Genomic DNA, 17,280 nt, shown 5'->3' on the forward strand with positions numbered 1-17,280 from the left:
CGCAATGCTTGCGCTATTTTGCAAAGGGAACGCCAATGTTATCGCTGTTATTTTTATGTTTTGTTTTGGCTTGGACGTGCAGAAAAGTTTGTGATCATTTTGCCGCCAAGGCGGAAAAAGAATTTATGGGTTGGGGGGAAGTATCCATGGTGGAGATACTTGATGAGATAAAAGCCTTAACTCAAAAAGGCGATAAAAATGCCAAAATAGCGTTTATTGCCGATATGATGAATTTGATTTTTATATTTGCAGGGATGGGATGCGTGTTTTTTATGGTTGGCAGAAGTTTGGATGGCTAAATACCACGCCTACAATAAGGCAGCCTGAAACAGCACAATCCAACACCGCGCAGCCAACCCCCAACTCCCAAACAGCATTTCAGGCTGCCTCTATCAGCCAACCCACCCCATAGGCAGCCTGAAAACAAACAAAGTGCGCTTCGGCACAACCCTTTCCGCTTCACAACGCCACTTCGCCATGTAAACCGAAACCTTTGCCAAACCCGCAACCAATGGAGCATCAGCGGCTCGCCGACATCTTGCCAACCCATGCAACCCTGTTGAATACAACCTTTAGCAACAAATCATCCGCCCCATTTTAGTTTTCAGGCTGCCTCAAAGCCTTTGCAAAGATTTCAGGCTGCCTCAATCCATCCCAAAACAACCAACCACCATGCCCATCCTAGCCATAGACACCAGCACCCAATATCTCTCTCTCGCCCTGCACGCCCACGGCGAAACCCAGCTCTACCACGCCGAAGCAGGCAACCACCAATCCCAACACATCCTGCCGCAAATCCAAGCCCTGCTTGCCCAAGCCCAAATTCAGGCTGCCGACCTATCCGCCATCGTCTATGCCCAAGGCGCAGGCGCGTTCACAGGGCTTCGCATCGGCATCGGCATCGCCCAAGGTATCGCCACCGCCTACCGCACCCCGCTCATCGGCATCCCCTGCCAAGATGCCGTCGCCTACCAAATCCCCAACCATCCCTGCGTACTCGCCGCCACCGATGCCCGCATGGGCGAAGTGTTCTACGCCTTTTTCAACACCCAAACCCACCAACGATTAAGCGACTACCAAGTCGCCAAGCCCAGCGATATAAGGCAGCCTGAAAACATCCCCGCCAGCCAAATCATCGGCATCGGCAACGCCTACGCCCTGCCCAATCCGCCCGCCTTTGCAGGCACCGCCCAAATGCCCACCGCCGCCGACTATCTCGCCCTAGCGCAAACACAACGCTACCCCGCCACCGCCCCCGAGCACGCCGAGCTGTTATACGTTCGCAACAAAATCGCCCTAACCGCCGCCGAGCAACTCGCCCGCAAGCAAAGTCCACAATAGGCAGCCTGAAAATGAAACTCAACCATCCCCAAGGTAAAGCCGCCGAAGACCAAGCCCTAGCCTATTTGCAACAACAAGGCTGCCAACTCATCGCCCGCAACTGGCATTGCCCACACGGCGAAATAGACCTGATTATGCTTTCAGGCTGCCTACTCTTGTTTATTGAAGTAAAATACCGCAAAAACAACCGCTACGGCGGCGCCGCATACAGCATCACCCCCAGCAAACTGCGCAAACTGCAAACCACCGCCGAGCTTTATCTACAACAACACCCCCACCACGGCGCGTGCCGCCTAGATGCCCTGCTCATCGAAGGCAACCAACCGCCCCAATGGATACAAAACATCACCGCCTAACCCAACAGGAGAACCCCATGACCGCCCTAACCCAACGCGTTGCCGACCATTTCGCCCAAAGCATCCAAGCCAAACAACAAGCCGCCCAAGTGCTCGCCGAGCCCACCGCCCAAGCCGCCGAACTGCTTTTTAACACCCTAGCCAACGACGGCAAATTTCTTATCTGCGGCAACGGCGGTTCCGCAGCCGATGCCCAACACTTCGCCGCCGAAATGACAGGGCGCTTTGAAAAAGAACGCATGGAACTTGCCGCCATCGCCCTCACCACCGACACCTCCGCGCTCACCGCCATCGGCAACGACTACGGCTTTGACCACATATTCAGCAAACAAGTGCGCGCACTCGGGCGCACAGGCGACGTACTCGTCGGCATCTCCACATCAGGCAACTCAGGCAATGTCATCGAAGCCATCAAAGCCGCCCACGAAAACGGCATGAAAGTCATCGCCCTAACAGGACGCGACGGCGGCAAAATCGCCCACCTGCTCAAAGAAGGCGACGTATTGCTCAACGTCCCCTACCCCCGCACCGCCCGCATCCAGGAAGTGCACATCCTGCTTATCCACGCCATGTGCGACTGCATCGACACCATGCTCACCGAAGGTATCGCCTGACACCCCGCCCGATGCCCAAAGGCAGCCTGAACCCCCTCCGCCCCCATTTCAGGCTGCCATCCCATCATTACGCAGCATCAACCATTTACGCTATAATCCGCCCCCGCCACCCCGTTCAAGCAAGCCAAAGGCAACCTGAAAACCGAAAGCCCCAGCGAAATCCACACCACCACAGGAGACACCCCATGAACCCAATCAAACAGCTCATCATCGCCGGTCTCATCGCCAGCACACTCAGCGGTTGCGCCACAGCCATCATCGGCGGCGCAGCAGCAGGCGCAAACTCCGTTGCCAACCGCCGCACCATCGGCACACAATTTGACGACGAAACCACCGAAATCCACATCCGCACCAACGCCTACGCCCTCATCAAACAAAACAACGCCAACAGCACCGCCACCCTATCCGTTATCAGCTACAACCGCAAAGTGCTGCTGCTTGGGCAAGTCCCCACCGAAACCGACAAACAACTCGCCGAACAAGCCGTCCGCAACGAACCCCAAGTGCAAAACGTTTACAACTACATCAACGTATCCAGCGAACCCCGCACCATCGCCAACATCAACTACGACACATGGCTCACCTCCAAACTGCGCAGCAAACTGCTCACCCTCGCCACCGCAGGCGTGTACCCGGGGCACGTCAAAGTCGTCTCCTTCAACAGCGTCGTCTATGTATTCGGTTTGCTCACCCCCGAGCAACAAACCCTCGTTAGCAACACCGTCAGCAGCGTATCAGGCGTGCAACAAGTCGTAACGCTCTACGAAACCTACACCCCCGCCAGCGTGCAACCCGCGCCCGCGCAATAATCAACCCCAAAAGGCAGCTTTTCAGGCTGCCTAAAACACGGAAACACCATGTTCACAAACCGCAAAAACAAAGGAAAAATCACCTTCGGCAACATCATGCTCACCCTCTTGGTGCTCGGCTTGTTTGTTGTCATCGGGCTTATCGGCACGCTGTACGTTACCCTCACCAAAACCCCCGAGCAAACCGCCGCCAACTACAAACGCGAACAAGAAAACCAAGCCCAAATCGAATGCTGGTCGCCCACCAACAAATCAGGGCGCGACTGCGGCGCAAGCACCCCCGCCGCCCAAGCAAATGGTCTAACCCCACAACAAAAAAGCGCCGCCTCCGCCGTTGCTTACCAAATTGAAGCCCAAAACCAAGCCGCATCCGAAGCAGGTTTAGCACTCACCCGTGGCGAAGCCCCCAAAAAACCCAAAAAACTCACCCCAAAAAACGCCGAGCGTGAACTCATCCCGCAAAACAGCGACGACGGCACACCCCTCATCGCCCAAGAAGAACGGCAAACCCGCCCCGTTGCCAACGACCTAGCCCCCCGCCCTGCCAAAAAACCACGCAATGCCGACATCGACACCACAGGCGAACGCCCTCTTGCCCCCGCGCCGCGACCCGCCAAGCGCGACAATTCCGATGCCACCAACGCCTTGTTTGACTGAACAGACACATTTTTTCTTGACCTAATCATGCAACATCCCTATAATGCGCGTCTTTCGGGTCGTTAGCTCAGTCGGTAGAGCAGCGGACTTTTAATCCGTTGGTCGAGCGTTCGAATCGCTCACGACCCATAAGCCAAGTTTTTCGGAACTTGGCTTTTTTACTGACTGCCGACAATCCGTTTTCGGCTGCCTATTGTTTTCAGCCGCCTATTCTTATTCCCATCCCCCGACACGCCTATGCAAATCACCCTTATCGCCGCCCTCGCACAAAACCGCGTCATCGGCAACGCCAACCAAATCCCATGGCACATCCCCGAAGACTTCACCTTTTTCAAACGCTACACCACAGGCAAACCCATCATCATGGGGCGCAAAACGTGGGACAGCCTGCCGCGCAAGCCCCTGCCCAACCGCCGCAACATCGTGGTTACGCGTCAAAACCCTTGGCAGGCAGCGGGCGCGGAAGCAGCACACGATTTTCAGGCTGCCTTGCAAGCCTGCGCGGGCGAACAGGAAGCCGTTATCATCGGCGGGGCGCAAATTTACGCCGCCGCGCTGCCGTTTGCCACCGATTTGCGCTTAACCGAAATCGCGCTCAACCCCGCCGGCGACGCGCATTTCCCCGAATTTGCCCGCAACATCTGGCGCGAAATCTCACGCGAAGCCCATGTTTCGGCAAAGGGAGTCGCGTATGATTTGGTGCATTACCAACGGCAGGCATAATGCAATCGCAAGCCCTCGCGCCAAACCATCACACCCACCCAAAGGCAGCCTGAAAACCGAAAACCGCAATAAAATGAAAACAGGCGATGCCAAGCAACCGTTTTTCAGGCTGCCCCACACTTAGGAATCCCATGTTCAGCAAAATCTGCCACCCCGATTACCGCCGCATGATTGAACAGCACGCCGCGGCGTTTTCCCCCGCCGAAGCCGAGCTGCTGGGCGAAATCCTCAACCGCTTCGAATTTGACCCCATCCAAGAGCAAGCCCTTGTCCAAGCCGTGCTGCAACAAAGCCGCTTTGACCCCAACGCAGGGCATTGGGCGGATTTGGACGACGACGAAGACAACGTGGGCATTTGCCCGCATTGCATCAACCCGCCCGCCCCGCCTTTGCGCGATTATTTGATGTGGCGCGAAAAGCAGGCAGCCTAAACACGGGCGCAACCATGGCGGCAGCCTGAAACGCCAACCTGCGCCCCCTACGGCTTGCGGGCAAGCCGTGCCCCGGCAACATCATTGCGCGGGGCAATAGCGTTTTCAGGCTGCCTGAAAACAATTAAACGGAGCGGAGCAACGCCTGACCGCTTTTCAGGCTGCCCCCGCATAGGCAGCCTGAAACCGCGCCGCAAAATGCTATAATCCGCGCCTGTTATTTCCCGATTCTCTCCGCGCCATGACCCCGTTTTCCGATTCGCTCGCCGCCGGCATCGCCCAAATGCGGCTCAATATCTCTCCCGCGCAGCAGCAAAAGCTGCTTGCCTATCTTGCCCTACTGCAAAAATGGAACAAAACCTACAATCTCACCGCGCTGCGCGACCCCGCGCAAATGGTCAGCCATCATCTGCTGGACAGCTTAACGCTGCTGCCGTATCTGGCGCAGGCGGAAAGCATGATTGACGTGGGCAGCGGCGGCGGCATGCCCGCGATTCCCGCCGCCATTTGCCGCCCCGATTTGCAGATAACGATGGTGGATGCCAACAGCAAAAAAACCACGTTTCTGCGCCAAGCCGCCATCGAGCTGGGGCTGGAAAACGTCGCCGTGAACAGCAGCCGCGTGGAAGAGCTGGGCGGGCAGCGCGCCGACATCGTTACCAGCCGCGCCTTTGCCGAGCTGGCGGATTTCGTGCGCCTCACCCGCCATCTGCTGAACGACAACGGGCATTGGGCGGCGATGAAAGGCGTGTATCCCGCCGATGAGATTTTCAGGCTGCCGCCGGACATCCAAGCCTATCAAACCGACAAAATCCACGTTCCCACACTCAACGCAGAGCGCCACATCGTCCTGCTGCGCCCCACACAAGGAACCCAGCCATGAGCGCGAACATCATCGCCATCGCCAACCAAAAAGGCGGCGTGGGCAAAACCACCACCGCCGTCAATCTCGCCGCCAGCCTTGCCCACAAAAAACAGCGCGTGCTGCTGATAGACCTAGACCCGCAAGGCAACGCCACCACCGGCAGCGGCGTGGACAAAACCGCCATCGCCGCAGGCGTGTACCACGTTCTCCTTGGCGAAGCCGACATTCAGGCTGCCAAAATCCACAGCCAAGCGGGCGGCTACGACTTGCTCGCCGCCAACCGCGAGCTGGCGGGCGCAGAAGTGGAGCTGGTGCAGGAAATCGCCCGCGAAATGCGCCTGAAAAACGCCCTCGCCCTCGTTGCCGATGATTACGACTATATTCTGATTGACTGCCCGCCCACGCTCACGCTGCTCACACTCAACGGGCTGGTCGCCGCCAACGGCGTGCTCGTGCCGATGGTGTGCGAATACTACGCGCTCGAGGGCATCAGCGATTTGGTTGCCACCGTGCGCAAAATCCGCACCGCCATCAACGCCAAACTCGGCATCTTCGGCATCGTGCGCACGCTCTACAACAACCAAAACCGCCTTGCCCAAGACGTGAGCGCGCAGCTGCAAGAACATTTCGGCGCGCAATTGTTTGCCACCACCATCCCGCGCAACGTGCGCCTTGCCGAAGCCCCCAGCCACGGCCTGCCCGCCCTTGCCTACGATGCCAAGGCAAAAGGCACGCTGGCTTATTTGGAACTCGCCGACGAAGTGTTGGCGCGAAAATAATCCCCTCCGCGTTGCACCGCCCAAGGCAGCCTGAAACCCACATCCCCATCTTGCCTTTGCAAACTTTCAGGCTGCCTATCCAATAGCAACAATAGGCAGCCTGAAAATCATGATGCGAACATCATTTGAAGTAAAGCCGCCACCCCTTCCCCCACCCCAGAAAGGCAGCCTGAAAATGTCCCTCACCGCCCAACTCCCCTTCGCCCACGACCTACTGCGCCAACACATCCACGCAGGCGACACCGTACTCGACGGCACAGCAGGCAACGGACACGACACCCTGCTGCTCGCCCAACTTGTCGGCAGCGCAGGCAAAGTCTACGCGTTTGACATTCAAGACAGCGCCCTCGCCGCCACCGCCGACCGCCTGCAACAGCACCAGCTCATCGAGCGCGTGCAGCTTATCCACGCGGGGCACCAACATCTCGCCCGACACGTCAAACAGCCCATCGCCGCCGCCATTTTCAACATGGGTTACCTGCCGCGCGGCGACCACAACATCACCACCCAAGCCGAAACCAGCATCGCCGCGCTCCAAGCCGCGCTTGCCCTGCTGCAACCGCGCGGCATCCTGATTGCCGTGCTGTATCACGGGCACGAACAAGGCAAACCCGAAACCGCCGCCATCCTATCGTTCGCCCAAGCCCTGCCGCAAACCCAATACCGCGCCCTGCGCTACGAATTCATCAACCAGCAAAACTGCCCGCCGATTGTGTTGGCGATTGAAAAACTCGCCACCGCAGGCAAATAAGCGCGTTCATGCACCAAAGGCAGCCTGAAATTTAAAATGGAGCGGCGACGGCTCGTCGCCAAATGCTTTGTTCAACAGGGCTGTACCGATTGAAAAAATGTCGGCGAGTCACCGACGCGCCATCAGTTGCAGATTTTGCAACGGTTTTCAACCAATTTGTAGGTCGGGCATTTATGCCCGACAAACGCTGACCTATTTATCTTAATACGCCACAACTAAAAACGTCGGGCATAAATGCCCGACCTACTTGGTTTTGCAAAGGTTTCAGCCGAAAATGAAAGGCAGCCTGAAAATAAAACACCAGTCGCTCGCCAACATTTTTTGCACAAAAAGGCAGCCTGAAAACGACCATTCCATCGTTTTCAGGCTGCCTCTTGCCAACCGCATCAATCAATCACGAAACTTCCCGCCCTTGGGCTTCGCTTTAAATCCATCCTTTTTAAAACCCTCTTTCTTAAACCCGCCCTCGCGTTTACCACCAAATTTTTTCTCGCCAAACGGCTTTTTATCACGGATGCCCCAACGCTCGCCCTCGCCGCGTTTGCCGCCCCAGCCGCCTTTGCCTTTGGGCTTGCGCTCGGCGTTTTTATTGCGTTTGCGCGTGGGCTCCATGCCCTCAATCACTATTTCAGGCAGCTTGCGGTTAATGTACCGCTCAATCTTGTGCACCATCATGTATTCTTTGGCATCGGCAAAGCTCACCGCAATGCCCGTGCGCCCTGCCCGCCCCGTGCGCCCGATGCGATGCACATAATCCTCCGCCTGCTTGGGCAAATCATAATTGATAACATGAGTAATCGTAGGCACATCAATGCCCCGCGCGGCAACATCCGTCGCCACCAAGATTTTGCAGCGCCCCTTGCGTACATCCATCAGCGTGCGATTGCGCCAACCCTGCGGCATATCGCCGTGCAAGCAGTTGGCGGCAAAACCTTTTTCGTATAGCTCGTCTGCCAGCGTTTCGGTCATCGCTTTGGTGGCGGTGAAAATCACGCATTGGTCGATGTTGGCATCGCGCAAAATGTGGTCCAGCAAGCGGTTTTTGTGGTTTCGGTCGTCGCAATACAAAAGCTGCTCTTCAATTTTGCCCTGCGCTTCGGCACGTTCAATTTCAATCACTTCGGGGTTTTTGGTCAATTTGCGCGCCAGCTTGCCCACAGCGCCGTCCCAAGTTGCCGAAAACAGCAGCGTTTGGCGCGATTCGGGCATGGCGGCAACGATGGTTTCAATGTCGTCGATAAAGCCCATGTCCAGCATGCGGTCGGCTTCGTCCAACACCAGCACTTCCAAGCGGTCAAAATCGATGCGCCCGCTGCGCATGTGATCCATCAGGCGGCCGGGGGTGGCGACCACAATATCAATCGGACGCGACAAGGCTTTGATTTGTTGCCCGAAAGACGAACCGCCCACCAGCGTTACCGTGCGCACCCATTTCATGTTTTGCGCGTAAAGCTGGGCGTTTTTTTCCACCTGCTGGGCAAGCTCGCGCGTGGGCGTGAGCACCAACACGCGCGGGCCTTTGCCCGGTTGCTCGCTGCGTTTGATGATTTTTTGCAAGCTGGGCAACAAAAAGGCGGCAGTTTTGCCCGAGCCTGTTTGCGCCGAAGCCATGATGTCTTGATTTGCCAAAGCGGCGGGGATGGATTGGGCTTGGATGGGCGTGGGTTCTTCGTAGCCCGCGCTTTTGAGCGCAGAGAGAATATTTTTGTCGAGGTTTAAATCGGCGAATTTGATAGTCATAGGTTTTCCTGTTGAAAAACAACAACATTCTGCCAAAACCAATCAACAAGCGGTTTTCAGGCAGCCTTGAAGCGGGGGTGCGGATTATTTTGATTGCGGCGTTTTCAGGCAGCCTGAAAACGGGAGAGGGCAAAAAGAATGAACAGCAGGTTGTCGCCAGCGTGCGCTGGTAGGTTTCATCGGCGACAACTTGCAAAATAAAAATGCCGCGCGGGCATTAAATTGAATAACAAGAAGATTTAAGTTGAAGACGATGGCTTCACAAAAAGAGCGCGGATTGTAGGGGGTTTCATGCGCCCGGTCAAGGCAGCCTGAAAACGCTTGGCCGCCGTTTCAGGCTGCCTTTGCATCTTCGGCTGCCCATTTTGCGGCCGGGTTGCGCCCTTATCCGACAGGCGCAGAGCGGGTTTGCCGTTTTCAGGCTGCCTCGCCGCCTTTTTGCGCTCCATCAAAAACCTTGCGGAAATCGCCCATTTTGTTTGCATTTATTTACACAAAGGTCTATAACAAAATCTCCACGTCAAACAAATAATCATCACAAGGAGATTCAATCATGCAATCCGCATTCAAAAAAACCGTTTTATCCGCTTTGGTTTTATCGCTGCTTGCCGCGCCTGCTGCCGAAGCCTGCTCTTCGTTTATCATCGGCAAAAAACTGACCACCGACGGCTCGGTATTGTATGGGCGCACCGAAGACTACCCTTTCCTGCCGCAACCGGGCGCGCACAATAAAAACTACATCGTTACCCCCGCCAAAAACTACCCCGCAGGCAGCGAGCTTAAAGACCGCTCCACAGGCTTCACCTACCCGCATCTGGCGCACGAGTTCAAATACACCTCCGTGCCCGATGCCAGCCGCGACACCGATGAAGGCGTGTATGGCGCACACGGGCAAAACGAATACGGCGTAACCATGACCGCCACCACCTCCGCCACGCCCCACGACAAAATCCTAGCAATTGACCCGCTGGTGAAAAACGGTTTAGCCGAAGCCGCGCTGGTGGATTTGGTGCTGCCGCGCGTGAAATCCGCCCGCGAAGGCATTGAACTGGTTGCCAAAGTGTTGGACGAAAAAGGTTCAGCCGAAGGCAATATTATCGTTATCGCCGATAAAAACGAGCTGTGGTACATGGAAATCCTATCTGGACATCAATACGCCGCAATTAAATACCCCGACGACAAATATTCCATCTACCCCAACACCTTCTTTATGGGCAACCCCTATGAGCTGGGCAAAGGCAATTACATCGTTTCCAAAGATTTGGAAACCGTGGCGCGCAAAGCCAACCATTACCGCGAAGTAAACGGCAAGTTTCACGTTGCCAATTCGTATAACCTCGACCACTACGCCGCCCGCAACCGCTCCCGCGCTTACGCTGGCTTGAAGCTGCTTGATCCGCAATCCAAAATTGGCTATTTTGACCACCACTTTGAATTGCTGCAAAGCCCCAGCAATCCCAACCAAAAATACTCGCTTGCCGATGCCATCGCCATTCAGCGCAACCGCTTTGAAACGCTGAAAGAAGGCTTTATCCCCGACGACCAATACGACAAGCGCGGCGCGGACGGTCGCCCCGAAGTGAAAGCGGCGTATGACGGCGACACCTACAAATTCGCCCCCGGCAATGAAAACGTGATTGACGCGCATATTTACCAAATCAAGCCCGATTTGCCTGCGTCTATGGCATCAATCTTGTGGTTGAGCAACGCGCCCTCGCGCAACACGCCGTATATCCCGTTCTACGGCACAGTAACCGACACGCACCCATCGTTCAAACCGCAAGATTTCACCTACAACCCCGATTCGTTCTACTGGGTGGCATGGCATATTGACCAAATGGTGATGCAAAACCAAAACCTGTTCGGCAGCAGCATCAAGCAAAAATGGATGGCGCTGGAAAAACGCGAAGAAGCCGAGCAACGCGCGCGCGATGCCAAATACCGCGGCAAAACCGATGCCCAAGCGGCAGCGTTGAGCGGCGAAGTAACCCGCGACGCGATTGCGCGTTCGGAAAAACTGTTCCAAGAAATGAAAGCCGTGGAAAAACAAATGATGCAAACGATTAAAGCCAAAGGCGGCAAAGACGATTCCATTGCCGTGTTGCAACAGAAGTTTGACAAGCAAAAAGCGGACACTGTGAAAACAGAAAACGCATCGGAAGGCGTTACCGCCAAATAATCGGCGCGATGGAGATAAATAAAGCCCGACCGGCAATGGTCGGGCTTTTTTGGTGATAGGCAGCCTGAAAACGGTTGCTGAAAACAGTTAATGGAGCATCCATTGCGTTTTCAGGCTGCCACTATGTTCACCAATGCCTGCTTTATGGTTTTCAGGCTGCCGAACGGGATACGCCCTAGGCAGCCTGAAAACAGGACGGCGGCTTGCCCGCAACGTTCGCGCCGCTTTATTTGGGCGCGACAAACTGCACTTTGCCGCGCTCGATTTTCAGGCTGCCGACATCGCCCGTGAGCAGGTTGCCAGTTACATAGCCTTCGGTGCAGCCTGAAACCGGCATATCGTAGCCCATACTGTGAACCAGCAGGGTGGCAAGCTGCTGGTGATACGCGGTGGCGCAGAGCGCAAACGTGCGTTGCGCCAGCTGCTGCGTGGGCGGGTGCGGGCTGTACAACACCAGCGGAACGGTATAGTTGTCGGGATGGTTGGTGCCTTGGTTGTAGGCATCGTGGTGAACATATTGCCCGTGGTCGGATGTGTAGGCAAACAGCCAGTTATTTTCAGGCTGCCGCTGCAAGCGCGTTAAAACGGATTGGATGAATTGGTCGGTTTTGCGGATGGTGTTGTCGTATTTGTCCACCGCCGTATTCGTGCCGAACACATTGTCTTGCGGGGCGAGCAGCGCGCCGTAAGGGATGTGCGATGCGCGCTGGTGCAACACGATGAAGTGTTTGCCCTGCGTTAAATCAATTTGCTCAAACAGGGGGATGAGCTTGTCGTCGGGCATGTTTTGGCTGCCGCTGTAGCCCATTTGCGTGGGCTGAACCAGATGGTCTATCCAGCGCTGCCCAATCAGGTTGAAAATCGCCATTTCGTTGCTCGCCTGCGCGCTGTAAAAATAGGTTTGATAGCCCTGCTCTTTGGCGAGACGGAACATATTGGTTTTGCCGCTGCTGATTTGCTCAAAGCCGTTGGCATGGGCGATGGCGTTGAAAAAGCTGGGGAGCGACACCGCCGTCATCATCCCTGCCGAATAGGCGGGCAACACGATAGCAGAGGGCTGGTTTTTCAGGCTGCCGACAAACGGCGAGGTGTCGCGCTCGTAGCCAAACATTTTAAGATGCGCCGCGCTTTCGCTTTCGCCCATAATCAAGATGATGTTTTGCGGGCTGTCGGCACTGGCGGTTTTGGCGGGCGCGGGGTGGCTGTAAACGGGCACTTTGCTCAAATGGAAGATTTGGTAGGGCAAGATTCTGCCAGCGAAATAGCCGAAGCTGAAATAATTGGCTTTGATGCGGCTGTATGTGGGTTTGGGCGAAATGCCGTGCTCTTGGGTGGTTTTGAACGAGCGCCCAATGATTAAGGCGATGGCAAGGAAAAACACCCAATCGGCGGCGCGATGCGTTTGGCGGCGAAATTTGCTCAGGCTGAAAAACAACGCGCTTTCCGCTAACCCCCACAACGCAGGCAGCCACACCAGTTACAACATGGATGCGCCTGCGTTGCCCACTTCGGTGATTTCTTTAAACATCAGCCAATAGTTGATGCCCGTTATCCAGCTTTGATAAACCGCGTAGTGAACATTGTTAGCAATCATGCTGGCGGCAAAGAAGATGAAAATGGCAACACGGCTAACGCGGTGTCGTGCAAACAGATAAAGCGCAGCGACGACGGCAATCAGCACGAATGCTTCCGCCGTTTGACGAACGTTGAGCTGGGGAATATGAAAGACGGCGCGGTAGGCAACTTCGCTTAATGTAAGCAGTGTGCTGTAAACCAGTAAAACTAAGAGCGATTTTTTCATAATGGTAAGACGCATTTTCAGGCTGCCTTTGCTATTGCGCCAAAGGCAGCCTGAAAACGCTTAGGGGCGAAGTTCTTTTTTCAAACGGATGTAAATCACGCGGGTGGCGAGGGCGATGGTTTCGTCGTTTTTATCAAACAGGCGCACGGTGAACTCGGGCAGGTATTTGTCGCCGCCTGCGGTGGCGGCGCGGATGCGTTCTACGTCGTCGTAGTTGAGTTTGCAGTCCAGATACACTTCGCCGAAGCCTGGTTTGATGAAATCGATGGCGGCGGATTTGTCCCACACATAATAGTTGTCGCCCAGCGCGCCCAGCAGCATTACGGAATAGATGGGGTCGGTGATGGAAAGCAGGCTGCCGCCAAATTGGCTGCCGTTCATGTTGCGCGTGTAGGGCAGGTTGCGCAGTTTGGCGCGCAGGTGGGTGAAATCAGGCGAAATATGCGTAACCACGATGCCTGAATAGCGCAGCGGTGCCCATAGGTTCATGCGGCGGCGCAGGGTGGCGGCGGATTTGGGCAGTTTGCGGGGAAGCGCGGCCATGGTTACTCCTTATCTTCGCTGGAATTTTCAGCGGCAAAGAACAGATGTTGCACGGCAAAGGCGTTGCCTGCCGCATCGCGCAAGGGGCTATGGGCGGCGCTGTGTTTGATCACCAGCAAATTCAGGCTGCCTGATGTGTTGATGACGATGCCGGCTTCTGCGCCTGCTTCGTATTGCACGATTGCGCCTGCGCTTTGGGCGGCGGGGCTGGTGGCAATGGCGAGCCCGCGTTTCACTTGTCCGCGATATTGGGCGCGGGCGATAACTTCTTGCCCAGGGTAACAACCTTTGCGGAAATGCACGCCGCCGATGGTGTGTTGGTTGAGCATTTGGGCAACGCAGCTTTCGCTAGTGGCGGCGCAAATCCACGGATAACCACTTAGGATTTCGTGTTGCTGCCATGCGGCTTCGGCGGCGGCATCGTAGGCGGGCAGCTCGGCGCATGGGGCGATTTTCAGGCTGCCTGTGTGTGGCAGTTGGATTTCGCCTTGCGCGTTTACGGGGAACGAGAGTTGCGGTTCGCTGGGATGCTGGGGCGGCGTGTTGCTTTTCAGGCTGCCTGCAACGCCCCAATCGGGCAGGATTTCAAATTGCACTTTGGCGCGCAGCACATACATTTTTAGCCGTTTGACCACGGCTTCGACTAAATCGGCGGCAAGCGCGAGCAGGATTTCGTTGCCTGTGTTTTGCGCAATCAGGTTGGCAATCACGCGCCCTTTGGGGGTGTTGTAGGTGGCGTAACAGGCTTGGTTGGCGGGCAGATTTTTGATGTCGTTGGAGAACTGGTTGTGCAGAAAATCGGCGGCATCGTCGCCTGTGGCGCGGATAACGGCGAAGAAGGGGAGTTGCGTTGTGTGCATGATGATTTCCTTTGTGTAGATGTTTGAGTGGGTTGCAAGGCGGGTGAAGTCGTTTTAACTCCGTTGAGGTCTTATGGCTTTCAGGCTGCCTTGGGGGTTAATTTTGGCTGATTTGGCTGAACGATAATTCGCCGTTGTCTTCTAGGCTGCATTCGGCAAGCTGCTCGCCCCAGTTTTCGGCGCTCACGGCGAAGTCGCAAAAGCTGGCGTTGTCTTCCAGCCAAAAGGCGGTGTAGGCGATTTGGGGATGATGCGGCGCGGCTAGGCGGCTGTTTTCGGCGATGAGTTGCAAGATGGCGTTTTGGTGTTGGTCTAGCCATGCGAGCTGGGCGGAGACGGCTTGCAGCGCGGCGATGCTGGGGGTGGTGTCGCTGTCAATCAGCAGAGTGCTGTCGGCTGCCCACAGGGTGCATTCGGCTTCTAGGGTTTCTTCGGTGTCGTCGGGGAGGTGGGTGATTTGGGGGATGTGGCGTTGGGCTAGGATGTGGAGTGTGGTCATGGTAGGTGGGAGTTGAAAGGAGGTTAGACAGCCTGAAAAAGGGGTTGTGTTTGGGGATTAACCGTTTTCAGGCTGCATCAGGTGTTTGAGGCAGCCTGAAAGGCGGGTTTAATCTGCGGATGTTTGGGCTACACGGCGTGGGTATGGCGACGCAACGCCATGAAAAGGGTTATCGTGTTGGACTGTTTGAGGCAGCCTGAAAACTATTCTGCGGGGGCAAAAATCTCAATATTGCGCTCGTCGAAATATTGCTGCCACAGCCTTTGCTGCGCCGTATCCAGCGCGGGAAACTGAACCACAAGCGCGTGATACCACGGGTTGCTGTGCTGCGTATCTAAATCAAATGCGGGTTCAGGCTGCCTGCGGACTTGCGCGAAATAGGCGATTTCTTCGGCGGCTTGGTCTAAATCGGCATAGGCGCGGAGCAAATCGTTGATGGATAGGCGGTAGGTGGGCATGGCTTTAACGATAAAAAAGGTTCAGGCTGCCTAACTAAGCCAGTACACAATATATTGTGCCAATATAATCAACACGATGCCCAACGCCGCGCCTACTTTGGCAACGGTGCCGACAATAAAGCCTGCCAACGCGCCGATGCCCACTTTGCCTGCCAGCCACAGATTGCGCTTGTCGGCAAATTCGCCAATCGCCGCGCCGAGCAACGGCCCGAGAATCAAACCCGCTGGCACAAAAAACGCGCCCACAACGCCGCCGATAAACGCGCCCCACAAGGCTTCTTTGCTTGCGCCCGTGTATTTTGCGCCGAGCATCCCCGCCACAAAATCCATCGCCAAGCCAAAGGCGGAGACGATAAACAACACCAGCAAGGTGGTTGTGCCGATGACTTCGTAGTCCTGCGCGTAGCCCATCAGCCACGCGCCGCCGAACATCAGCGGCAAGCTGGGGAGGGCGGGGTAAATTGTGCCGATTGCGCCGAGGGCAAGCAGAATAATGGCGAGGGTGATGAGTAGCAGGGTCATGGGCGGGTGAAATGGCTGGGGTAAGTTTGGGCTTGGCTGAAATTGCGTTTCAGGCTGCCTATATCGCGGCGTGGTCGGTTTCGCCTGTGCGGATGCGGATAACTTGCTCAACGGGGTAAACAAAGATTTTGCCGTCGCCAATTTTGCCCGAGCGGGCGGTTTCTACGATGGTTTCTATCGCGCGTTCCACCATGTCGTCGGGCAACACGAGTTCCAGCTTCACTTTGGGCAAAAAATCAACGGCGTATTCTGCGCCGCGATAGATTTCGGTGTGCCCTTTTTGTCGCCCGAAGCCTTTGACTTCGGTTACGGTCATGCCTGTGATGCCGATTTCGGTAAGGGCTTCGCGCACGTCGTCGAGCTTAAAGGGTTTGATGATGGCTTCAATTTTTTTCATGGAGCATCCTTGGGGTTAAAGGGTTTTGGTTTTGCTGAAACTTGCTTTGCTCGTTTTCAGGCTGCCTCCCAGCATGGCGGTATGGCGATGCGTTTTCAAGAAGCAGCCTGAAAATCAGTGTGCTGGGAGGATGTCGGGTTCCACAAGAGTAGGCTCGCTGCTGGTTACTTGGCGCACGGTTTCAATTGCTTTGGGCTGGCATTGTTGCCATGCTTGCTCTTGCGTTTCTGACGAAACTTTTTCAGGCTGCCCCCATTCTGTTGGGGAACGCGTATTGCCTAAAAAATGGGTTTGATGGTTGTAAACAAGAGTGAGATTAAAAGGGTCGTGGCGCGCTTGGGAATTGGGCATCAGCGCGACATTTCGGTTTTTGCCCATGTGAAAACGATAAACAGGACTATCGGAATCGGTGCGGATAAAAACATATTGGGCGTTGTCTGGAACGACAACATAGGATGCCATTTTGTCGGTATCGGGCAATGGAGCGTAATTCTTGGCTTGGGGAGGCGTGTCGCTGTGGCTGAATGCGTAGCGGATTTGATGAGCTGACAAAACAGAATCCAGTTCATAAGCCGAGAACATCATGGCGCGTTTTTTGCCGATTTTGGCTTGTCTACCACTACTGGTGGCTGCCAGCAACAAATCGGGCAGTTTGAGGCGCGTTTCTGTAAGCTCTATGGTGCTGATGTTGCCTTTTTTGTGCGCTTGCCATGTGCCTCCTGTTATCAGGTCTAAACTACCTGCGATGAGCGCGAAGCAAAAGCGATTGTTGTCCATCAGCATAAGATTTTGCGCCCAATCCACGCCGCCGCTGTGGTAGTGCCCAACAAATGGCTCGGCGGCTTGGGCGGTGGTGGTTAAACTGGCGCATAGCGCAAGGGCAAGCAATGGTTTTTTCATGATGAATTCGCTGGGTTGCAATGAATGGGCAGCATGGTTACGTTTTCAGGCTGCC

The 17,280-nt window shown here is 55.5% G+C and carries 22 protein-coding genes, 1 tRNA gene and 1 pseudogene; 14 read left to right on the forward strand and 10 right to left on the reverse strand.

Going from position 1 to position 17,280, the window contains the following annotated elements; genetic code table 11:
* Nucleotides 1-8 precede the first annotated feature (8 nt).
* From H3L93_RS06220 to mnmM, 12 genes are all read left to right on the forward strand, one after another.
* Complete coding sequence (locus tag H3L93_RS06220; protein ID WP_155803050.1) at nt 9-299, forward strand: hypothetical protein; 291 nt, start codon at nt 9-11, stop codon at nt 297-299.
* A 373-nt stretch (nt 300-672) separates the two neighbouring features.
* Nucleotides 673-1,341, forward strand: a complete 669-nt coding sequence (tsaB, locus tag H3L93_RS06225; protein WP_003795236.1) for a tRNA (adenosine(37)-N6)-threonylcarbamoyltransferase complex dimerization subunit type 1 TsaB — start codon at nt 673-675, stop codon at nt 1,339-1,341.
* Between the two features lie 11 nt (nt 1,342-1,352).
* On the forward strand, nt 1,353-1,697 hold the full coding sequence (locus H3L93_RS06230) for a YraN family protein (RefSeq protein WP_003795234.1): 345 nt from the start codon (nt 1,353-1,355) through the stop codon (nt 1,695-1,697).
* A 17-nt stretch (nt 1,698-1,714) separates the two neighbouring features.
* The gene (locus H3L93_RS06235; RefSeq protein ID WP_003795232.1) at nt 1,715-2,311 is read left to right on the forward strand and encodes a phosphoheptose isomerase; all 597 of its coding nucleotides are present in this window, start codon (nt 1,715-1,717) and stop codon (nt 2,309-2,311) included.
* A gap of 185 nt (nt 2,312-2,496) precedes the next feature.
* Entirely contained in the window at nt 2,497-3,120 is a 624-nt protein-coding gene (locus H3L93_RS06240) for a BON domain-containing protein (protein WP_003795227.1), read from the forward strand.
* A gap of 48 nt (nt 3,121-3,168) precedes the next feature.
* Nucleotides 3,169-3,777: a hypothetical protein gene (locus tag H3L93_RS06245; protein ID WP_003795225.1), complete on the forward strand. Its 609-nt coding sequence runs from the start codon at nt 3,169-3,171 to the stop codon at nt 3,775-3,777.
* Nucleotides 3,778-3,833: 56 nt separating this feature from the next.
* Nucleotides 3,834-3,906 (forward strand) — tRNA-Lys (locus H3L93_RS06250).
* Nucleotides 3,907-4,014: 108 nt separating this feature from the next.
* Complete coding sequence (locus H3L93_RS06255) at nt 4,015-4,500, forward strand: dihydrofolate reductase (protein ID WP_003795223.1); 486 nt, start codon at nt 4,015-4,017, stop codon at nt 4,498-4,500.
* 86 nt (nt 4,501-4,586) lie between these two features.
* Nucleotides 4,587-4,931 carry a hypothetical protein gene (locus H3L93_RS06260; RefSeq protein ID WP_050755551.1) on the forward strand — a complete coding sequence of 115 codons (345 nt, stop codon included), beginning with the start codon at nt 4,587-4,589 and terminating at the stop codon, nt 4,929-4,931.
* Nucleotides 4,932-5,172: 241 nt separating this feature from the next.
* Complete coding sequence (gene rsmG / locus H3L93_RS06265; RefSeq protein WP_003795217.1) at nt 5,173-5,814, forward strand: 16S rRNA (guanine(527)-N(7))-methyltransferase RsmG; 642 nt, start codon at nt 5,173-5,175, stop codon at nt 5,812-5,814.
* Nucleotides 5,811-6,575 (forward strand): ParA family protein, encoded by a 765-nt coding sequence (locus H3L93_RS06270; RefSeq protein WP_003795215.1) that lies wholly within the window; start codon nt 5,811-5,813, stop codon nt 6,573-6,575. Before rsmG ends, H3L93_RS06270 begins: the two co-directional genes overlap by 4 nt.
* 175 nt (nt 6,576-6,750) lie before the next feature.
* Nucleotides 6,751-7,326 carry a tRNA 5-(aminomethyl)-2-thiouridylate-methyltransferase MnmM gene (mnmM, locus tag H3L93_RS06275; RefSeq protein WP_003795213.1) on the forward strand — a complete coding sequence of 192 codons (576 nt, stop codon included), beginning with the start codon at nt 6,751-6,753 and terminating at the stop codon, nt 7,324-7,326.
* 390 nt (nt 7,327-7,716) lie between these two features.
* On the opposite strand, the gene H3L93_RS06280 is transcribed toward mnmM, so the two are convergent.
* Entirely contained in the window at nt 7,717-9,066 is a 1,350-nt protein-coding gene (locus H3L93_RS06280) for a DEAD/DEAH box helicase (protein ID WP_003795207.1), read from the reverse strand.
* A gap of 11 nt (nt 9,067-9,077) precedes the next feature.
* Between H3L93_RS06280 and H3L93_RS06285 the strand changes: the two genes are divergently transcribed.
* Nucleotides 9,078-9,239 carry a hypothetical protein gene (locus H3L93_RS06285; protein WP_003795205.1) on the forward strand — a complete coding sequence of 54 codons (162 nt, stop codon included), beginning with the start codon at nt 9,078-9,080 and terminating at the stop codon, nt 9,237-9,239.
* A 66-nt stretch (nt 9,240-9,305) separates the two neighbouring features.
* Here the strand turns inward: H3L93_RS06285 and H3L93_RS06290 are convergent, their stop codons facing one another.
* Entirely contained in the window at nt 9,306-9,515 is a 210-nt protein-coding gene (locus tag H3L93_RS06290; RefSeq protein WP_040558183.1) for a hypothetical protein, read from the reverse strand.
* A 104-nt stretch (nt 9,516-9,619) separates the two neighbouring features.
* On the opposite strand from H3L93_RS06290, the gene H3L93_RS06295 reads away from it, so the two are divergent.
* A complete protein-coding gene (locus tag H3L93_RS06295; RefSeq protein WP_003795202.1) occupies nt 9,620-11,245 on the forward strand; it encodes a C69 family dipeptidase in 1,626 nt (541 codons plus the stop codon).
* 226 nt (nt 11,246-11,471) lie between these two features.
* Here H3L93_RS06295 and H3L93_RS06300 read toward each other — a convergent pair.
* From H3L93_RS06300 to H3L93_RS06335, 8 genes and pseudogenes are all read right to left on the reverse strand, one after another.
* Nucleotides 11,472-13,046, reverse strand: a pseudogene (locus H3L93_RS06300) (phosphoethanolamine transferase).
* 60 nt (nt 13,047-13,106) lie between these two features.
* The gene (locus tag H3L93_RS06305; protein ID WP_003795196.1) at nt 13,107-13,589 is read right to left on the reverse strand and encodes a DUF4442 domain-containing protein; all 483 of its coding nucleotides are present in this window, start codon (nt 13,587-13,589) and stop codon (nt 13,107-13,109) included.
* 2 nt (nt 13,590-13,591) lie between these two features.
* Nucleotides 13,592-14,449 (reverse strand): CAF17-like 4Fe-4S cluster assembly/insertion protein YgfZ, encoded by an 858-nt coding sequence (gene ygfZ, locus H3L93_RS06310; protein WP_003795195.1) that lies wholly within the window; start codon nt 14,447-14,449, stop codon nt 13,592-13,594.
* Nucleotides 14,450-14,546: 97 nt separating this feature from the next.
* Nucleotides 14,547-14,948, reverse strand: coding sequence for a hypothetical protein (locus H3L93_RS06315; protein ID WP_003795192.1), 402 nt, complete (start codon nt 14,946-14,948; stop codon nt 14,547-14,549).
* 203 nt (nt 14,949-15,151) lie between these two features.
* Nucleotides 15,152-15,406, reverse strand: coding sequence for a hypothetical protein (locus tag H3L93_RS06320; RefSeq protein WP_003795190.1), 255 nt, complete (start codon nt 15,404-15,406; stop codon nt 15,152-15,154).
* A 30-nt stretch (nt 15,407-15,436) separates the two neighbouring features.
* Nucleotides 15,437-15,928 carry a DUF456 domain-containing protein gene (locus tag H3L93_RS06325; RefSeq protein ID WP_003795187.1) on the reverse strand — a complete coding sequence of 164 codons (492 nt, stop codon included), beginning with the start codon at nt 15,926-15,928 and terminating at the stop codon, nt 15,437-15,439.
* A 58-nt stretch (nt 15,929-15,986) separates the two neighbouring features.
* On the reverse strand, nt 15,987-16,325 hold the full coding sequence (locus H3L93_RS06330) for a P-II family nitrogen regulator (RefSeq protein WP_003795185.1): 339 nt from the start codon (nt 16,323-16,325) through the stop codon (nt 15,987-15,989).
* Between the two features lie 114 nt (nt 16,326-16,439).
* Complete coding sequence (locus tag H3L93_RS06335; protein WP_003795183.1) at nt 16,440-17,225, reverse strand: hypothetical protein; 786 nt, start codon at nt 17,223-17,225, stop codon at nt 16,440-16,442.
* Nucleotides 17,226-17,280 lie beyond the last annotated feature (55 nt).

Origin of the sequence: Kingella oralis, from assembly GCF_014054985.1 — a bacterium.
In the GTDB taxonomy this organism is placed as follows: domain Bacteria; phylum Pseudomonadota; class Gammaproteobacteria; order Burkholderiales; family Neisseriaceae; genus Kingella_B; species Kingella_B oralis.